Here is a 16,401-nt window from a genome sequence, read left to right on the forward strand (position 1 = left end):
AAGAACAGGGCTCCAGCGTAGGCCGGACCTCGCCCGGAAAACAGGCACACGCCGGGCCTTCGCGGACCGGAACAGCCAGGCCCGTCGAGGCGCTGTTATGGTCGTCCGGACCCGCAACTGCATCTGTTGCGATCGCGCCGCCGGGCGCACCATCGCGCCATGGACATGCCCACCCTCCCCCGCTACCGCCGGTTGTCGCAGCACTACCTGCAGGCCATCCGGGCCGGCGCGCTGCAACCGGGCGACCGCCTGCCCTCGCTGCGCGCGCTGATGCGGCTGCACGACGTGAGCCTGTCGACCGCCTTGCAGGTCTGTCGCACGCTGGAGAGCGAGGGCTGGGCCGAGGCCCGCGCCCGCTCGGGCTACTTCGTGCGCCAGCCGCGCCGCCTGGCGATGGCGCCGATGGACGAGCCCGCCGCCGACCGCGCGCCCGACCCGGCCCAGTTCGTCGGCATCCACGAGAAGGTGTCGGACTTCGTCACCCGCCGCCGCTACGGCGAGGTGCGGCTGGACCTCTCGACCGCCCGCGGCGCGCCCGAGCTCTACCCGGGCGATGCCCTGCGCGCGGCCATGACGCGCTGCCTGCGCCAGCACCCGCAATTGCTGACGCGGGCCTCGCCCTCGCGCGGGCGCACGCCCTTCCGGGAGGCGGTGGCGCGCCGCGCGCTGCGCGCGGGCATGCGCCTCGCGCCGGAGGACGTGCTGCCCACCAACGGCTGCATCGAGGCGCTCAACCTGGCCCTGCGCGCCGTGGCCCGGCCGGGCGACACCGTGGCGGTCGAGTCGCCCGCCTTCTACGGCCTGCTGCAGGTGCTGGAGAGCCTGGGCATGCGCGCCCTGGAGATCCCCACCAGCCCGCAGACCGGCCTGTCGATCGAGGCGCTGGAACTGGCCCTGGACGCCTACGAGCGCATCCGCGCGGTGGTGGTGGTGCCGCACCTGCAGAACCCGCTGGGCAGCGTGATGCCCGATGCCCACAAGGCCCGCCTGGTGCGCCTGTGCCGCGACCACGGCGTCGCATTGATCGAGGACGACACCTACACCGAGCTGCTCGACGCCGAGGGCACGCCGCGCGCCCTGCAGTCCTTCGACGAGGACGGCGGCGTGATCCACTGCGCCTCGCTGCACAAGGTGCTGGCGCCCGGTCTGCGGCTGGGCTGGATCCACGCGGGGCGCTGGCACGCGCGCGTCGAGATGCTCAAGTACGCCCACAGCCGCAGCAACGAGGAGCTGTCGCAGTGGGCCGCCGGCGGGTTCATGGCCACCGGCGCCTACGACCGCCACCTGCGCCGGCTGCGCGAGGCCCTGCGGGTGCAGCGCGAACGCACGGCCGACGCCATCGCGACGCACTTCCCGCCCGGCACGCGGCTGAACCTGCCCCCGGGCGGACTGCAGCTGTGGGTGGAACTGCCGCCGGGCGGATCGGCCCAGACCCTGTTCGGCGCCGCGCTGGCCGAGCACATCCTGGTCGCCCCGGGCACGCTGTTCTCCAACACGGCGCGCTGCGACGGCTTCCTGCGCGTCAACTGCGGCATCCCCTGGTCGCCGGTCCTGGCCGACGGCCTGCGCCGGCTCGGCGAGCTCGCCGGGCAGACCGCGGCGCGGCGGCCGCCGCCGGTTCAGTCGTCGGCCAGCAGCGCCAGCGCGGCATAGTCGCCGAGCCGGGTGCCCAGGCCGGCCGGCACCACGCGCACGCCGCGCGTGAGCGCCTCCAGCTTGCCGTCGACCTCGGCCTGCAGGCGTGGCACCAGGAAGTCGCGGTGGTGCCAGAACACGCTGCCGCCCAGGCTGATGCGCTGCAGGTCGAGCGTGGCGACGAGGTTGTAGAGCAGGCGGCCCATCACGCGGCACAGCGCCTCGGCGGTGGCCAGCGCCTGCGCGTCGCCCTGCGCGGCGGCGGTGAACAGGTCCTCGGCCGAGCGGCCGAAGCGGCGGTCGATCGAATTGCCGGCGATCAGCGCCTCGACGTCGCCGTGGTTGCCGCAGCCGCACAGCGCCCGGGCGTCGTCGTCGGAGACGAAGGTGTGGCCGGCGTGGCCGGCGTTGCCGTTCTTGCCGCGCAGCGCGCGCCCGTCGACGCACAGCCCGACGCCGACGCCGGTGCTCCAGGTGACGAAGGCGCAGTGGTCGAGCCCCTGCAACGCGCCCCAGCGGCGCTCGGCCTCCAGCGCGGCGACGGCGTCGTTCTCGACCCGGACGTGGGCGAAGCGGCGCGCCAGCGGCGCCTCCAGCGGCGCCGTCGTCCAGTCGTTGGGCAGGCCGCGCGCCGGGCCGGCGATGCCGCCGCAGATGTTGGGCGAGGCGCACTCGATGCGGCCGTCGACGATCACGAACGGCCCGGTCGACGACACGCCGACGCGATCGACCGAGGCCGGATCGACGCCCTGCCCGGCGCAGACCTCGTCGATCAGCCGCAGGATCTGCGACGCCAGTGCATGGTCGTCGCCGCGCGTGGCGGTCGGCTCGCTCCTGCGGCCCAGGAGCGGGGCGGCGCTGTCGCGCGAAAGGCTCACGGCGACCTTGGTGCCGCCGATGTCGACGCAGGCTCTCATGACGGGCTCGGTCCTTCTTGGAAAGGGGTGGGATCGGGGATGGAAAGGGATCGGGGATTCAGATCAGCCGGGCGATCAGCGCCGCCAGCATGCTCAGCACCAGCGTGCTGGCCAGTGGCACCTGCCACTCGCGGCCGAAGGCGCGGAAGGCGAAGTCGCCCGGCAGCCGGCCGAAGCCGAAGCGCCGCAGCCATTCGGTCAGCCCGCTCATGAGCACCAGGGCGAGGACGGTGACGAGCAGCCAGCGGATCATGGAGACAGTCTAGGCAGCCAGGGCGTCGAGCGCCTGCCGGTGGAGTTCGGGCGTGGCCGCCGCCACGACGCGGCCGTCGGAATGCAGGCCCAGCGGCTTGCCGGCCCAGTCAGTGACGATGCCGCCCGCGGCCTCGATCAGCCCGGTGGGGCCGAGGTAGTCGTAGGGCTGCAGGCCGGTCTCCACCACCAGGTCGATGGTGCCGCCGGCGAGCTGCGCGTAGCCGTAGCAGTCGCCGCCGAAGCGCCGCATCGCGCAGCGCCGGCTCAGGGCGTCGAAGGCGCGCCAATCGTCGGCACCGAAGATGTCGGGCGAGGTGGTGACGATGCGCGCCTCGGCCAGCCGCGTGCAGCCGCTCGCGCGCACCGGCGTGCCGTCGCGCTCGGCGCCCCGGCCGGCACGGCCGGTCCAGCGCTCGCGCAGCACCGGCATGTCGACCATGCCCAGCACCACGCGATCGCCCTCGAGCACGCCGATGAGCGTGCCCCACAACGGCGAGCCGGTGATGAAGCTGCGCGTGCCGTCGATGGGGTCGAGCACCCAGACACGCCACGCGTCCAGGCGCTCGGCACCGTGCTCCTCGCCGTAGATGCCGTCGTCCGGCCGCGTCGCGCCGAGGATCTCGCGCATCGCTGTCTCGGCGGCACGGTCGGCCAAGGTGACCGGGCTCTCGTCGGCCTTGGTCAGGACGTCCAGGGGAGTGCGGAAGTGGGCCATCGACCGCGCGGCGGCGGCATCGGCGAGGGCGTGGGCGGTGCGCAGCAGCGCGTCGGCATCGGCGGTGTCAGGGCTCATGGCGTTGGATTAGACCCGAGCCGGGATGCCGCTCCGCCCTTTCACAGCGTGTGACTGCGGTCGCCCTGCGCGAAGCCCATCGGCTCCCACGGCTCGCCCGCCCCCAGGGCGACGACCTTGAAGAGCTCGCCCATCTCGTGCTCGTGGATCAGGTGGGCGGCGCGGGCGCGCTCGGCCACGCCGGCCGGCTCGGCCAGCGCCGGCAGGCCGCAGTTGATGAGGAAGCGGCCCTGGCTGGCGTAGCCCAGCACGTTCAGTCCGGCGTCCTGCGCGGCCAGGGCGATGCCGGTGAAGTCGACGTGGGCGGTGATGTCCTTGCGGCCGACGTCGGCCAGCGGATCGCCGTCGGCGCGGTGGGCCTGGTGGCACATCACGGTGCCCATGTGGCGCTGCGGGTGGTAGTACTCGGCGGCCGGGAAGCCGTAGTCGATCAGGAAGGCCGCGCCGCGCACCAGCCGGTCGGCCAGGGTGGCGACGAAGGCCTCGGCCTGCGGGTGGATCTCGGTGAGGTAGTCGTGGTCGCTCTCGATCGCCACCGGCGGACGGGCGTCGGTCGGCCGGTCGGCCCAGCCCAGGCCGGACGGCGCGGCCGCGTCGGCGACCACGCCGCGCTCGAACCAGCGCCCGCCCACCCGCGCGAGGAGCCGCACCGGCATGGCGTCGAGCACCTCGTTGCCGACGATCACGCCGGCCATGGTCTCGGGCAGCGCGTCGAGCCACTCGACGCGGTCGAGGTGCGGTGCCAGGGTCTCGCGCTGGCGCTGGCGCAATGTGGCCGAGAGGTCGACGATGCGGTAGCGCGCGATCGGCCGGCCCAGCGCGTCGAGCGCCTCGATCAGCTGCCGCGCCAGCGCGCCCGAACCGGCGCCGAACTCCCAGACCTCGTCGGTGCCGGTGCGCTCGAGGGCCTCGGCGACCTGCGCCGCCAGCGCGCGGCCGAACAGCGGCGTGAGTTCCGGCGCGGTCACGAAGTCGCTGCCCGAGCCCGGCAGGTGGCCGAACTTGCGGCTCGCGTTGGCGTAGTAGCCCAGGCCCGGCGCGTAGAGCGCGAGCGCCATGAAGCGGTCGAACGGCAGCCAGCCGCCCGCGCGCACGAGCGAGGCATCGATAATCCGGGCCAGCGCGCCGCCGCCCCGCGAGGCGCCGTCCGCCCCGCCCGGCCCGCCGCCGCTCCCGTTCACGCGGCCGCCGCCGCTTCCGTTCCTGCCGTTGTCCGCATCCTTGTTCATCCCGGGAAATCTATCAGCATGACCGGTCCGATCCCGCATCGCTCCTCCGCATCGACCGCCACGTCGCCCATGCCCGCGCCGTCGCGCGGCGTGCTCGTGACCGGCGGCGGCCGGCGCCTGGGCGCGGCCGTGTGCCAAGCCTTCGCGCGCGCCGGCTGGCGGGTGTGGTGCCAGTACCGCGGCTCGCGCGAGGCCGCCCACGCGCTGTGCGAGCGGCTGCGCGCCGAAGGCGGCGCCGCCGAGGCGATCGAGGCCGACATCGCCGGGACGACCGGCCGCGCCGCCCTCATGGCCGCGATCGCCGCGGCCGGCGGCAGGCTCGACTGCGTGGTCAACAACGCCTCGGCCTTCGAGCCCGACACGGGGCTCGACTTCGAGGCCGACGCGGCCCTGCGCCAGCTGGGCGTGAACCTGATCGCGCCGCTGGACTTCGCGCGGCTGCTGGCGCGGCAGGCCGCCGAGGCCGGTGGCGACGGCGCCGACCGCTCGGCGATCCACGTGCTCGACCAGAAGGTCTACAACCTCAACCCCGACTACTTTTCCTACACCGTCTCCAAGCTCGCGCTCGAACGCGCCGTGGCGCTGCAGGCCCAGTCGCTCGCGCCCGCCGTGCGGGTGTGCGGCGTGGCGCCGGGCCTGATGTTCGAGAGCGGTCCGCAGGACACGGAGAATTTCCGCCGCGCCGCGCGCGCCAACCTGCTGCGCCGGCCGATCGATCCGGCCGACGTGGCGCGCGCCTGCGTCTTCCTGGCCGGCACGCCGAGCGCGACCGGCACCACCCTGTGCGTCGACAACGGCCAGCACCTGGTGCCGCTCGAACGCGACATCATGTTCGTCGTCGACGAGCTGCTCCATCCCGACAACGAGAAGAAAGCCCCCCCGCCATGACCACCGCAGCCCTCGACCCCCTGCTGCTGTCCTGCCGCCGCGTGTTCCTGAAGAACTACGAGGTCTGGATCAACATCGGCGTGCACGAGTTCGAGAAGCGCGCCGAGCAGCGCGTGATCATCAACGTCGACCTCTACGTGCCGCTGGAACTTTCCACGCCGCGCGCGGACGAACTCGACGAGGTGGTCGACTACGACTTCATCCGCCGCACCGTCGCCGCGCGCCTGAGCCAGGGCCACATCCACCTGCAGGAGACGCTGTGCGACGACCTGCTCACGCAGGTGCTGGCCCACCCCAAGGTGCGGGCCGCGCGCGTGTCGACCGCCAAACCCGACGTCTACCCCGACTGCGAAGCCGTCGGCGTCGAAGTCTTCAGGAGCAAATGAATGAGTGCCATCTGGATCGAGGACGAGGCGGCCGAGGCCGCGGCGGCGGGCGCGGCGGCGAGCGGATTGAAGATCCAGCGCGAGACGCACAAGCTGGAGAAGCGGCTGTGCCGCCAGGTCGGCCAGGCGATCGTCGACTACGACATGATCGAGGCCGGCGACAAGGTCATGGTCTGCGTCTCGGGCGGCAAGGACAGCTACGCGCTGCTCGACATCCTGCTCAAGCTGCGCGCGCGGGCGCCGATCCACTTCGACATCGTCGCGGTCAACCTCGACCAGAAGCAGCCGGGCTTCCCGGAGGACGTGCTGCCGGCCTACCTCACCGCCCTGGGCGTGCCCTTCCACATTGAGGAGCAGGACACCTACAGCATCGTCAAGCGCGTGATCCCCGAGGGCCGCACCACCTGCGGCCTGTGCAGCCGGCTGCGCCGGGGCATCCTCTACCGCGTGGCCGACGAGCTCGGCGCCACCAAGGTCGCGCTGGGGCACCACCGCGACGACATGCTGCAGACCTTCTTCCTCAACATGTTCTTCGCCGCCAAGCTCAAGTCGATGCCGCCCAAGCTGGTGAGCGACGACGGCCGCCACGTCGTGATCCGCCCGCTGGCCTACGTGGCCGAGAAGGACACGGTGCGCTGGGCGCAGCACCGCCAGTTCCCGATCATCCCGTGCACCCTGTGCGGCAGCCAGGAGAACCTGCAGCGCAAGCAGGTCGCGCAGATGCTGCAGGAGTGGGAGCGCAAGCATCCCGGGCGCATCGAGAACATGTTCGGCGCGCTGCAGAGCGTGGCGCCCTCGCACCTGCTCGACCGCGACCTGTTCGATTTCCGCGGCCTGCGGGCGACCGGCGTGGCCGACCCCGAGGGCGACAAGGCCTTCGACGCGCCGGAGTTCGCGGCGCCCTCGGCGCTGCGTATCGTCCAGCTCTGACCCTTCCGCCGCACAGGAGACTCCGTCCATGGCCCAGCGCGTTTCGACCGTCCTCGTCCTCGCCTGCACGCTCGCGCTCGGCGGTTGCGCCACCCGCTGGGTGGTCGACAGCCAGGTGCGCAGCTTCTCCGAACTGCCCGCCGACGCCGCCGCGCGCACGCCTGTCGCCTACCGCTTCGAGCGCCTGCCGCTGCAGCAGCAGGGTCCGGAGGCGGCGCGCCAGACCGATGCGCTCGAAGCCTTCGCCATGCCCGCGCTCGACGCCGTCGGGCTGCGCCGCGACGACGCCGCCGCGCGTTACAGCGTGCAGATCGGGGCGCGCGTGACGCGCGTGGTCTCGCCCTGGGACGACCCCTGGCTCAACGGCGGCTGGGGCGGCTGGGGTGGTTTCGGCTACGGCCGCCCCTATTACGGCGGCTATGGCGGTCATGGCGGCTGGGGCCGGCGCGGCGGCTGGGGCGGCGTCGGTTTCGGCGGCTTCCCGCCGATGGCCAATCCCTGGTACGCCCGCGAGGTCAGCGTCGTGATGCGCGACCTGGGCACCCAGCGCGTGGTCTACGAGACGCACGCGCGCAACGACGGGCCCTATTCGGGCGACGCCGCGGTGCTGCCGGCGATGTTCCAGGCCGCGCTGCGCGGCTTCCCGACGCCGCCGCAGGGCGTGCGCCGCGTCGACGTCGAGGTCCAGCGGGCCGGCGCGAGCGCCGCGCGATGACCCGGACCGCAGCGCGCGCCACGACGGCGGGAAGCATCGCGTCTTGAACGCCACCCGCCTCATCGTCGTGCGCCATGGCGAGACCGCCTGGAACGTCGACACCCGCATCCAGGGCCAGCTCGACATCGACCTGAACGACACCGGCCGGCAGCAGGCGCGGCAGCTCGCCGGCGCGCTGGCCGACCAGTCGATCGACGCCCTCTACGCCAGCGACCTCGCGCGCGCCTGGCACACCGCCGATGCCGTCGCGCGGGCGACCGGCGTGGCGGCGACCCCCGAGCCGCGACTGCGCGAGCGCGCCTTCGGCCATTTCGAGGGCCGCACCTTCGCCGAGATCGAAGCCGAGCTGCCGGAGGAGGCCCGGCGCTGGCGCACCCGCGATCCGGCCTTCGCGCCGCCGGCGGGCGGCGAATCGCTCCTGACCTTCCGCGAGCGCGTGACCGGCGTGGCGGCGGCGTTGGCCGCGCGCCACGTCGGCGGCCTGGTGGTGCTGGTCGCCCACGGCGGCGTGATGGACGTGCTCTACCGCGCCGCCACCGGTCAGGACCTGCAGGCACCCCGAACGTGGCATCTGGGCAACGCGGCCATCAACCGCCTGCTGTGGACGCCCCAGGGCTTCAGTCTCGTCGGCTGGGGCGACGTGGCCCACCTGACGCAGGACGCGCGCGACGAATCCCTGATCCCCAGGCATTGAGCGGCGGCCGGTGCCCGCCGGGCCCGGCCCCGCGACCTCGCCAGGGCGTCGATGCTCCGTCGCGCCCGACGCGGAACCTCCGACGCCCGCCACGGCAGGGACCGGATCGGTGTCGCTCTTCACGTGCGGAGTGGTTACCGTTTTTGACATGTTGGCCGACAGGCCCTCAAAATCAGATGCGGCTTTTTGCTCTAAGTGAGCGAATTTTCACTTACTACACTAGCTAATAGTATTCATAGGACGTGACGACAGGTGCACAATATTCCTATCGCGTCTCCTGAGTTGCAAATCCTGTCAAGAAGTGATTAGCAACGAATTGCGACCGAAAACCTTTGTCTTCGATGTCGAGGGCGACGAACCGCCTGTCAATCCGGGAGTCCCCCGGCAGAAAACCAGACCATGAAAGTCCAGAACTCCGATCTTCCCGTCGCCTCGGCGACCGACGGCCCGGCAGGCGTCCGGGACACCGGCTGGCTGGAGCTGCCGACCGACGTCGCCCGCCCGACCGGTGCGGCCGCGGCATCCGCCGTCGACGTCGTCAGGTTCGCGCTGGAGGCCCCCGTGGCCGGGGCGATCCGCGAACTGGCGCGGGCGAGCGGCTGCGGCGTCCGGCCGGTCCTCGGCCTCGCCTGGATGCTGGTGCTCTCGCGCCTGGGTGGACAGGACCACTTCACGATCACCGTCCGCGACGGCGGCCCGGCGTCGCCCGCGCGAGCCCTGCGCGCGGACCTGCGCGGCGATCCGTCCCGCGACGACTTGCTGGCGCGTTTCGATGCCGTGCTGCGCACCGCCGATGCCGGTGGCGCCCCGGACACGGGCGATGCCGTCCCGCCGGCGGGCCTCGGATTCGACGGCGCCCGGCCGTCGGAGCGCGACGGCGAGCTGTTCCTCTCGTTCGACGCGCCGGACGCGCAGGACGGCCGCATTGACGCCACCCTGCACTTCTCGACCGCCCTGTTCGCCCGCGCCACCGCCGAGCGCTGGGCCGGCTACGTGCGGACCGTGCTGGCGGCCCTGCCGGCGCACGGCGCGCAGCCGCTGGACGCGCTGCCGATGATCGGCGCGGCCGAGCAACGTCTGATCGACGGCTTCAACGCCACGGCACCGGCCACGGCCGACGCGGCTGTCGACGCCACCGCCGCCTCCCCCGCCGGCGACCTGATCCACGCGATGGTCGAGGCGCAGGCCGAGCGCACGCCCGACGCCGTGGCCGTGACCCTGGGCGACGACGCGCTGCGCTATGGCGAACTCGACGCGCGCGCCGACCGGCTCGCGGCCCGCCTGCGCGCCCTGGGCGTCGGCGCGGACGTGCCGGTGGCGCTCTACGTCGAGCGCAGCCTGGCGATGGTGGTGGGCCTGCTGGCGGTGCTCAAGGCCGGCGGCGCCTACGTGCCGCTCGACCCCAGCCATCCCCGCGACCGCACCGCCGCCGTGCTGGCCGGCGCCCGGCCCGCCGTGATCCTCACGCAGGCCTCGCTGCGCGACGTGCTGCCGGCCGAGGGCGACGCCGCCGTCGTGCTGCTGGACGCCGACTTCGCCGCCTTCGACCCCGCCGCGCCGGCCGCCGCCGAGCCCGCCCCGGCCACGGCCGTGGCGCCGCACCACCTCGCCTACGTCATCTTCACCTCCGGCTCGACCGGCGCGCCCAAGGGCGTGGCGATGCACCACGGCGCCTTGGCCAACCTGCTGCGCTGGCAGGCCGCCCACCCGCGCGTGGCCGCGCCGCAGCGCACCCTGCAGTTCGCCGCGCTGGGCTTCGACGTCGCCTTCCAGGAGATCTTCGCCACGCTGGCCGTCGGCGGCACGCTGGTGCTGATCGACGAGGCGGTGCGCCGCGACCCGCAGGCGCTGGCCGCCGTGATGCGCGCGCAGCGCGTGCAGCGGCTCTACCTGCCCTTCATCGCATTGCAGAACATCGCCGAGTACATGGTCGCCGCCGACGAGGCGCTGCCCGACCTGCAGGACGTGATGACCGCCGGCGAGCAGCTCCACGCCAGCCCGGCGGTGCGCGCCTTCTTCGCGCGCCTCCCCGGCTGCCGCCTGCACAACCAGTACGGCCCGACCGAGAGCCACGTCGTGACGGCGCTGGAACTGCCAACCGATCCGTCGACCTGGGCCGCGCTGCCCTCCATCGGCCGGCCGATCGACCATTGCCGCATCCACGTGCTCGACGCCCAGGGCCGCACCGCGCCGCTGGGCGTGGCCGGCGAGATCCACATCGGCGGCGCCGGCGTGGCGCGCGGCTACCTGCACCGCCCCGAACTCACGGCCGAGCGCTTCGTCGCCGACCCCTTCTCCACCGACCCGGCCGCGCGCCTCTACAGGACCGGCGACATCGGCCGCTGGCGCGCCGACGGCGAGATCGACTGCCTCGGGCGCAACGACAGCCAGGTGAAGGTGCGCGGCCACCGCGTCGAGCTCGGCGAGATCGAGGGCGCCTTGCTGACCCACCCGGCCGTGAGCGAGGCCGCCGTGCTGGCGCGCCACGACGGCGGCGGCGACGCGCGCCTGGTGGCCTACGTCACGGCGCAGCCGGGCGCGTCGGCCGACGACGCGAGCCTGCGCGCGCACCTGGCCGCGCTGCTGCCGCCCTACATGGTGCCGGCGGTGTTCGTCGCCCTGGCCACGCTGCCGCGCTCGCCCAACGGCAAGATCGACCGCCGCGCCCTGCCCGCGCCGCTGGCCACCCGCCCCGACCTGGGCGAGCCTTTCGAGGAAGGCCGCAGCGACACCGAGCGCCTGGTCTGCGCCGCCTTCGCCCGCGTGCTGGGCCTCGACCGCGCCGGGCGCGCCGACAACTTCTTCGACCTGGGCGGCGATTCGCTGCGCGTGCTCAAGGTGCTGGCCGAGCTGCAGGCCGCCAGCCCGCGCCGCCTGTCGACCAACCTGTTCTTCCAGGACCCGACGCCGGCGGCCATCGCCCGCTCGATCGACGGCGAGGCCGCGCCGGCGGCGCCGATGATCGACCGCTCGCGCTTCGACGCCGAGGCCGCCGCGCAGGAACCGATCGCCCTGGTCGGCATGGCCGGGCGCTTCCCCGGCGCGGACGACGTCGAGGCCTTCTGGGCCAACCTGCGCGACGGCCGCGAGACGATCCGCTTCTTCGACGACGCCGAACTCGACGCCGGCGTGAGCGCCGCCCTGCGCGCCGACCCCGACTACGTGCGCGCCCGCGGCGTGATCGACGGCGCCGACCGCTTCGACGCCGCCTTCTTCGGCATCAACCCGAAGGAAGCGACGCTGATGGACCCGCAGCAGCGCGTCTTCCTGGAGATCTGCTGGGAGTGCCTGGAGCGCGCCGGCCACGCGCCGGACCGCCAGCAGCGCCCGGTGGGCGTCTTCGCCGGCATGCACAACGCGACCTACTTCCAGCGCCACGTCGCCCCGCGCCCCGACCTGATCGACGCCGTGGGCGACTTCACGGTCATGCTGGGCAACGAGAAGGACTACGTCGCCACCCGCGTGGCGCACCGCCTGAACCTGACCGGCCCGGCGATCAGCCTGAACACCGCCTGCTCGACCTCGCTGGTGGCGATGGCGCAGGCCTTCGCCGCGCTGCGCTCGGGCCAGTGCGACATGGCGCTGGCCGGCGGCGTCGCCATCACCTGCCCGCCCAACAGCGGCTACCTGCACCAGGAGGGCGCGATGCTCTCGCCCGACGGCCACACGCGCAGCTTCGACGCGCGGGCCCAGGGCACGGTGTTCGGCGACGGCGCCGGCGTGGTGCTGATGAAGCGCCTGTCGGACGCCCTGGCCGACGGCGACACGGTCTACGCCGTGCTGCGCGGCGTCGGCGTGAACAACGACGGCGGCACCAAGGCCAGCTTCACCGCGCCGAGCATCGACGGCCAGGCCGCCGTGGTGTCGATGGCGCTGGCCTCCGCCGGCGTCGACGCGCGCAGCATCTCCTACGTCGAGGCGCACGGCACCGCCACGCCGATGGGCGACCCGGTCGAGGTCGCCGCCCTGGCGCGCGCCTACGCCCGCCACACGGCCGACAGCGGCTTCTGCGCCATCGGCTCGGTCAAGAGCAACGTCGGCCACCTGCTGATGGCCGCCGGCGCGGCCGGTGTCATCAAGACGGCGCTGGCGCTGCACGAGGAGCGCCTGCCCGCGACGCTGCACTACGAGGCCGCCAACCCGGCGATCGACTTCGAAGGCACGCCGTTCCACGTCAACGCCCACCTGGCCGACTGGCCGCGCCGCGACGGGGCACCGCGCCGAGCGGGCGTCAGCTCCTTCGGCGTCGGCGGCACCAACGCCCACGTGATCCTGGAGGAGGCGCCGCCGGCCGTGCCGACCGAGCCGGTCGCCGGTCCGCGCCTGCTGACCCTGTCGGCCCGCACGCCCGAGGCGCTCGCCGCCATGCGCACCCGGCTGGCCGACCACCTGGCCGCGAACCCCGACGCCAACCTCGGCGACGTCGCGCACACCCTGCGCGTCGGGCGCAAGGCCTTCGCGCACCGCCTGGCGCTGGTGGCCGACGGCGTGGCCGAAACGATCGATTTCCTGCGCGACGCCAGGTCGCCCTACGCCGTCGTCGGCGCCACGGCCTCCCGGGTGCACGACCCGGTGCTGATGTTCCCGGGCCAGGGCGCGCAGTACGCCGGCATGGGCCGCACGCTGTACGTGCACGACGAGACCTTCCGCGCCGCGCTCGACGAGGCCTGCGACGCCTTCGCGGGCGCGCTGTCCTTCGACCTGCGCGAGGCCCTGTTCTCGGACGACGCCGCCGCGCTGGCGCCGACCTCCGCCACGCAGCCGGCCACCTTCGCGCTCGAGTACGCCCTGGCCCGCCGCGCCCTCCACCTGGGCCTGCGCCCGGCGGCCATGATCGGCCACAGCGTGGGCGAGTTCGCCGCCGCCGTGATCGCCGGCGTGATGTCGCTGGCCGACGCGGCGCGCCTGGTCGCGAAGCGTGGCGCGCTGATGCAGGCGCTGCCGGCCGGCCGCATGCTGACCGTGCGCCTCTCGGCCGAGAAGCTCGCGCCCTACCTCGCCGACGTCGCCGCCGAGGGCGTGTCGCTCGCGGCCGAGAACGGCCCGTCGGCCTGCGTCGCCGCCGGTCCGGCCGCCGACATCGAGATGCTGCAGGCCCGGCTGGAGGCCGACGGCGTCGCCGCCCGGCCGCTGCAGACCTCGCACGCCTTCCACTCGGCCATGATGGACGCCGCCGTCGCGCCCTTCGAGGCCCTGGTGCGCGAGGTGACGCTGAGCGCGCCGAACCGCACCATCGTCTCGACGCTGACCGGCCGCGTCCTGACCGCCGCCGAGGCCACCGACCCGGCCTACTGGGCACGCCACCTGCGCGAGGCGGTGCGCTTCTCCGGCGCGGTCCGCACGGTGCAGGCCGAGTTCGCGCAGCCGCTGTTCATCGAGCTGGGCCCGCGCGCCACGCTCGCGACCCTGGCGCGCCAGCACGTCGTCGCCGGCAAGCCGCCCGTCGCCGTGTCGCTGCTGGCCGACGCGCCGGCCACCGAGCTGGTGGCCTTCGAGCTGGCGCTGGGCCGGCTCTGGACGCTCGGCCTGGAACTGGACCTCGACAGCCTCGACACCCGCGAGCGCAAGGCCCGCCTGCGCCTGCCGACCTATCCGTTCGAGCGCAAGCGCCACTGGGTCGACATCGTCGCGCCGACCGCCGCCATCGCACCCGCCACGCCGGCGACGCCGGCCGTGAACGCCGCCACGCTTTCGCACTCCCACGGCACGGCTCCGGCCGCGCCCGCCCCTTCCCTCCCATCCGCCGCCGCCCCTTCCTTCGATTCGACTCCGGAGCCCTCCATGCCCACCGCCCACGCCACCGCCTCCACCCGCCGCACCGCGCTCCACACCAAGGTGCGCGAACTGTTCGAGGACATCTCCGGCACGCCGATGGCCGACGCCGACGGCGCCGCCTCCTTCATCGACCAGGGCCTCGACTCGCTGGTGCTGACGCAGGCCGCGCTGCAGGTGAAGAAGCACTTCCGCATCAACATCACCTTCCGCCAGCTGATGGAAGGCTGCCGCAGCTTCGACCTGCTGGTCGACCACCTCGACCAGGCGCTGCCGCCGGAGCCCGTGGCGGCACCGGTCGCCGCGCCGGTCGCGGCCGCGACCCCCGCCGTGGCGGCCGTCGCGGCACCGGTGGCGATCGCGGCGGCCCCGGCCGCGCCGATGGCCGCACCGATGGCTGTGGCGACGGCCGCCTTCGCGCCGATGGCCCCGCGCGCCGACGCGCCGATGCTCCAGCAGCTCATCGGCCAGCAGATGCAGCTGATGCAGCAGCAGCTCGCGCTGCTCTCGGGCGCCCCGGCGGCCGTCGCCGCGCCGGCCGCGCCGGTCGCCGCCGAGCCCGTGGCGGCGCAGGCCGCCGTCGTCGCCGTCCCGGCTCCCGCCGCCGCGGCGCCGGCCGAGGTCAGCGGCGGCGTCAGCTACGACGTCAAGAAGGCCTTCGGCGCCATCGCCCGCATCCACACCACGCCCAACCGCGAGATCACCGCCCGCCAGCAGACCCGCCTGGACGCCTTCGTGCGCCGCTACGTCGAGCGCACGTCCAAGAGCAAGGCCTTCACCGCCGAGCACCGCGGCCGGATGGCCGACCCGCGCGTGGTCAACGGCTTCCGCCCGGCGACCAAGGAGATCACCTACCAGCTGGTGGTCGACCGCTCCAAGGGCTCGCGCGTCTGGGACATCGACGGCAACGAGTACGTCGACGTGCTCAACGGCTTCGGCATGAACATGTTCGGCTGGCAGCCCGACTTCATCAACGAGGCGCTGCACCGCCAGCTCGACCGCGGCTACGAGATCGGCCCGCAGCACCCGCTGGCCGCCGAGGTCACCGCGCGCATCTGCGAACTCACCGGCTTCGACCGCGCCGCGCTGTGCAACACCGGCTCCGAGGCCGTGATGGCCGCCATGCGCATCGCCCGCACCCACACCGGGCGCAGCACCATCGTGCTGTTCGCCGGCTCCTACCACGGCACCTTCGACGAGGTGCTGGTGCGCGCCGGGCGCGGCGCGCGCGGCATCCCGGCGACGCCGGGCGTGATGAGCGGCGTCTTCGGCGACGTGCGCGTGCTGGACTACGGCACGCCCGAATCGCTGGAATTCATCCGCGAGAACGCCGACGAACTCGCCGCCGTGCTGGTCGAGCCGGTGCAGAGCCGCCGCCCCGACTTCCAGCCGCGCGAGTTCCTGCAGGAAGTGCGCGCCATCACCGAGAAGAGCGGCGCCTGCCTGATCTTCGACGAGGTCATCACCGGCTTCCGCGCCCACCCGGGCGGCGCGCAGGCGATGTTCGGCATCCGCGCCGACCTCTCCACCTACGGCAAGGTCATCGGCGGGGGCATGCCCATCGGCGCGGTGGCCGGCAAGCGCGACTTCATGGACGCCCTGGACGGCGGCGCCTGGAACTACGGCGACGACTCGATCCCGACCGTGGGCGTGACCTACTTCGCCGGCACCTTCGTGCGCCACCCGCTCACGCTGGCCGCGGCCAAGGCCTCGCTCGACCACATGGCCGCCGCCGGCGGCGCGCTGCAGGCGCAGCTCAACCTGCACACCGCGGCCATGGCCGACGAGCTGACGGCGTTCTGCCGCGAGGTCGGCGCGCCGCTGGAGATCCGCCACTTCGCCTCGCTGTGGCGCGTGAGCTGGCTGGAGGACCACCCGCTGCAGGACCTGCTGTTCGCCATGATGCGCAGCCGCGGCGTGCACATCCTGGACAACTTCCCCTGCTTCATGACGACCGCGCACACCCGCGACGACATCGCCACCATCAAGTCGGCCTTCAAGGAGTCGGTCGCCGAGATGCAGCAGGCCGAGTTCCTGCCCGGACGCGCCATCGCGCCGCGCGGCTTCGACGCCGCCAACCCGCCGGTGCCCGACGCCCGCCTGGGCCGCGACAAGGACGGCCAGCCCGCCTGGTTCGTGCCCGATCCGGCCGCCCACGGCAAGTACGTGAAGCTGCAGGCCTGAGCC

Annotated in this window: 11 protein-coding genes; 7 read left to right on the forward strand and 4 right to left on the reverse strand. The window is 73.7% G+C overall.

Translation table 11 applies throughout. The features are described 5' to 3' along the window. The first annotated feature begins 165 nt into the window (after positions 1-165). On the forward strand, positions 166-1,653 hold the full coding sequence (locus ABID77_RS09205) for a PLP-dependent aminotransferase family protein (RefSeq protein ID WP_429594114.1): 1,488 nt from the start codon (positions 166-168) through the stop codon (positions 1,651-1,653). On the opposite strand, the gene ABID77_RS09210 is transcribed toward ABID77_RS09205, so the two are convergent. The 4 genes from ABID77_RS09210 to ABID77_RS09225 are packed head-to-tail and all read right to left on the reverse strand — an operon-like array spanning position 1,620 to position 4,829. Next, on the reverse strand, positions 1,620-2,552 hold the full coding sequence (locus ABID77_RS09210; protein WP_429594117.1) for an ROK family protein: 933 nt from the start codon (positions 2,550-2,552) through the stop codon (positions 1,620-1,622). The two genes, ABID77_RS09205 and ABID77_RS09210, sit on opposite strands and share 34 nt — an antisense overlap. Before the next feature lie 58 nt (positions 2,553-2,610). Continuing rightward, on the reverse strand, positions 2,611-2,805 hold the full coding sequence (locus tag ABID77_RS09215; protein ID WP_429594120.1) for a DUF2905 domain-containing protein: 195 nt from the start codon (positions 2,803-2,805) through the stop codon (positions 2,611-2,613). A gap of 9 nt (positions 2,806-2,814) precedes the next feature. Next, the gene (gene hisN / locus ABID77_RS09220) at positions 2,815-3,600 is read right to left on the reverse strand and encodes a histidinol-phosphatase (RefSeq protein WP_429594123.1); all 786 of its coding nucleotides are present in this window, start codon (positions 3,598-3,600) and stop codon (positions 2,815-2,817) included. Between the two features lie 41 nt (positions 3,601-3,641). Continuing rightward, on the reverse strand, positions 3,642-4,829 hold the full coding sequence (locus tag ABID77_RS09225; protein ID WP_429594126.1) for a class I SAM-dependent methyltransferase: 1,188 nt from the start codon (positions 4,827-4,829) through the stop codon (positions 3,642-3,644). An 18-nt stretch (positions 4,830-4,847) separates the two neighbouring features. Between ABID77_RS09225 and ABID77_RS09230 the strand changes: the two genes are divergently transcribed. The 6 genes from ABID77_RS09230 to ABID77_RS09255 all read left to right on the forward strand — a co-directional run bounded on the left by ABID77_RS09230 (position 4,848) and on the right by ABID77_RS09255 (position 16,398). Further along, entirely contained in the window at positions 4,848-5,717 is an 870-nt protein-coding gene (locus tag ABID77_RS09230) for an SDR family oxidoreductase (RefSeq protein ID WP_429594129.1), read from the forward strand. Beyond that, a complete protein-coding gene (locus ABID77_RS09235; RefSeq protein ID WP_429594132.1) occupies positions 5,714-6,103 on the forward strand; it encodes a dihydroneopterin aldolase in 390 nt (129 codons plus the stop codon). The genes ABID77_RS09230 and ABID77_RS09235 overlap by 4 nt, the downstream gene beginning before the upstream one ends. Further along, positions 6,104-7,033, forward strand: coding sequence for a tRNA 2-thiocytidine(32) synthetase TtcA (ttcA, locus tag ABID77_RS09240; protein ID WP_429594135.1), 930 nt, complete (start codon positions 6,104-6,106; stop codon positions 7,031-7,033). 28 nt (positions 7,034-7,061) lie between these two features. Beyond that, positions 7,062-7,748 (forward strand): DUF4136 domain-containing protein, encoded by a 687-nt coding sequence (locus tag ABID77_RS09245; RefSeq protein ID WP_429594137.1) that lies wholly within the window; start codon positions 7,062-7,064, stop codon positions 7,746-7,748. Positions 7,749-7,791: 43 nt separating this feature from the next. Then, complete coding sequence (locus ABID77_RS09250) at positions 7,792-8,442, forward strand: histidine phosphatase family protein (protein ID WP_429594140.1); 651 nt, start codon at positions 7,792-7,794, stop codon at positions 8,440-8,442. Between the two features lie 399 nt (positions 8,443-8,841). Further along, a complete protein-coding gene (locus ABID77_RS09255) occupies positions 8,842-16,398 on the forward strand; it encodes an amino acid adenylation domain-containing protein (protein ID WP_429594143.1) in 7,557 nt (2,518 codons plus the stop codon). Positions 16,399-16,401 lie beyond the last annotated feature (3 nt).

Origin of the sequence: Variovorax sp. PvP013 (genome assembly GCF_050435945.1) — a bacterium.
GTDB lineage: Bacteria > Pseudomonadota > Gammaproteobacteria > Burkholderiales > Burkholderiaceae_C > Variovorax.

Bases quoted from the DNA above. Each gene is read 5' to 3' on its own strand.
- ABID77_RS09235 (WP_429594132.1), top strand. From the start codon at position 5,714: ATGACCACCGCAGCCCTCGACCCCCTGCTGCTGTCCTGCCGCCGCGTG.
- ABID77_RS09245 (WP_429594137.1), top strand. From the start codon at position 7,062: ATGGCCCAGCGCGTTTCGACCGTCCTCGTCCTCGCCTGCACGCTCGCG.
- ABID77_RS09230 (WP_429594129.1), top strand. From the start codon at position 4,848: ATGACCGGTCCGATCCCGCATCGCTCCTCCGCATCGACCGCCACGTCG.
- ABID77_RS09205 (WP_429594114.1), top strand. From the start codon at position 166: ATGCCCACCCTCCCCCGCTACCGCCGGTTGTCGCAGCACTACCTGCAG.
- hisN (WP_429594123.1), bottom strand. From the start codon at position 3,600: ATGAGCCCTGACACCGCCGATGCCGACGCGCTGCTGCGCACCGCCCAC.
- ttcA (WP_429594135.1), top strand. From the start codon at position 6,104: ATGAGTGCCATCTGGATCGAGGACGAGGCGGCCGAGGCCGCGGCGGCG.
- ABID77_RS09255 (WP_429594143.1), top strand. From the start codon at position 8,842: ATGAAAGTCCAGAACTCCGATCTTCCCGTCGCCTCGGCGACCGACGGC.
- ABID77_RS09210 (WP_429594117.1), bottom strand. From the start codon at position 2,552: ATGAGAGCCTGCGTCGACATCGGCGGCACCAAGGTCGCCGTGAGCCTT.
- ABID77_RS09215 (WP_429594120.1), bottom strand. From the start codon at position 2,805: ATGATCCGCTGGCTGCTCGTCACCGTCCTCGCCCTGGTGCTCATGAGC.
- ABID77_RS09225 (WP_429594126.1), bottom strand. From the start codon at position 4,829: ATGAACAAGGATGCGGACAACGGCAGGAACGGAAGCGGCGGCGGCCGC.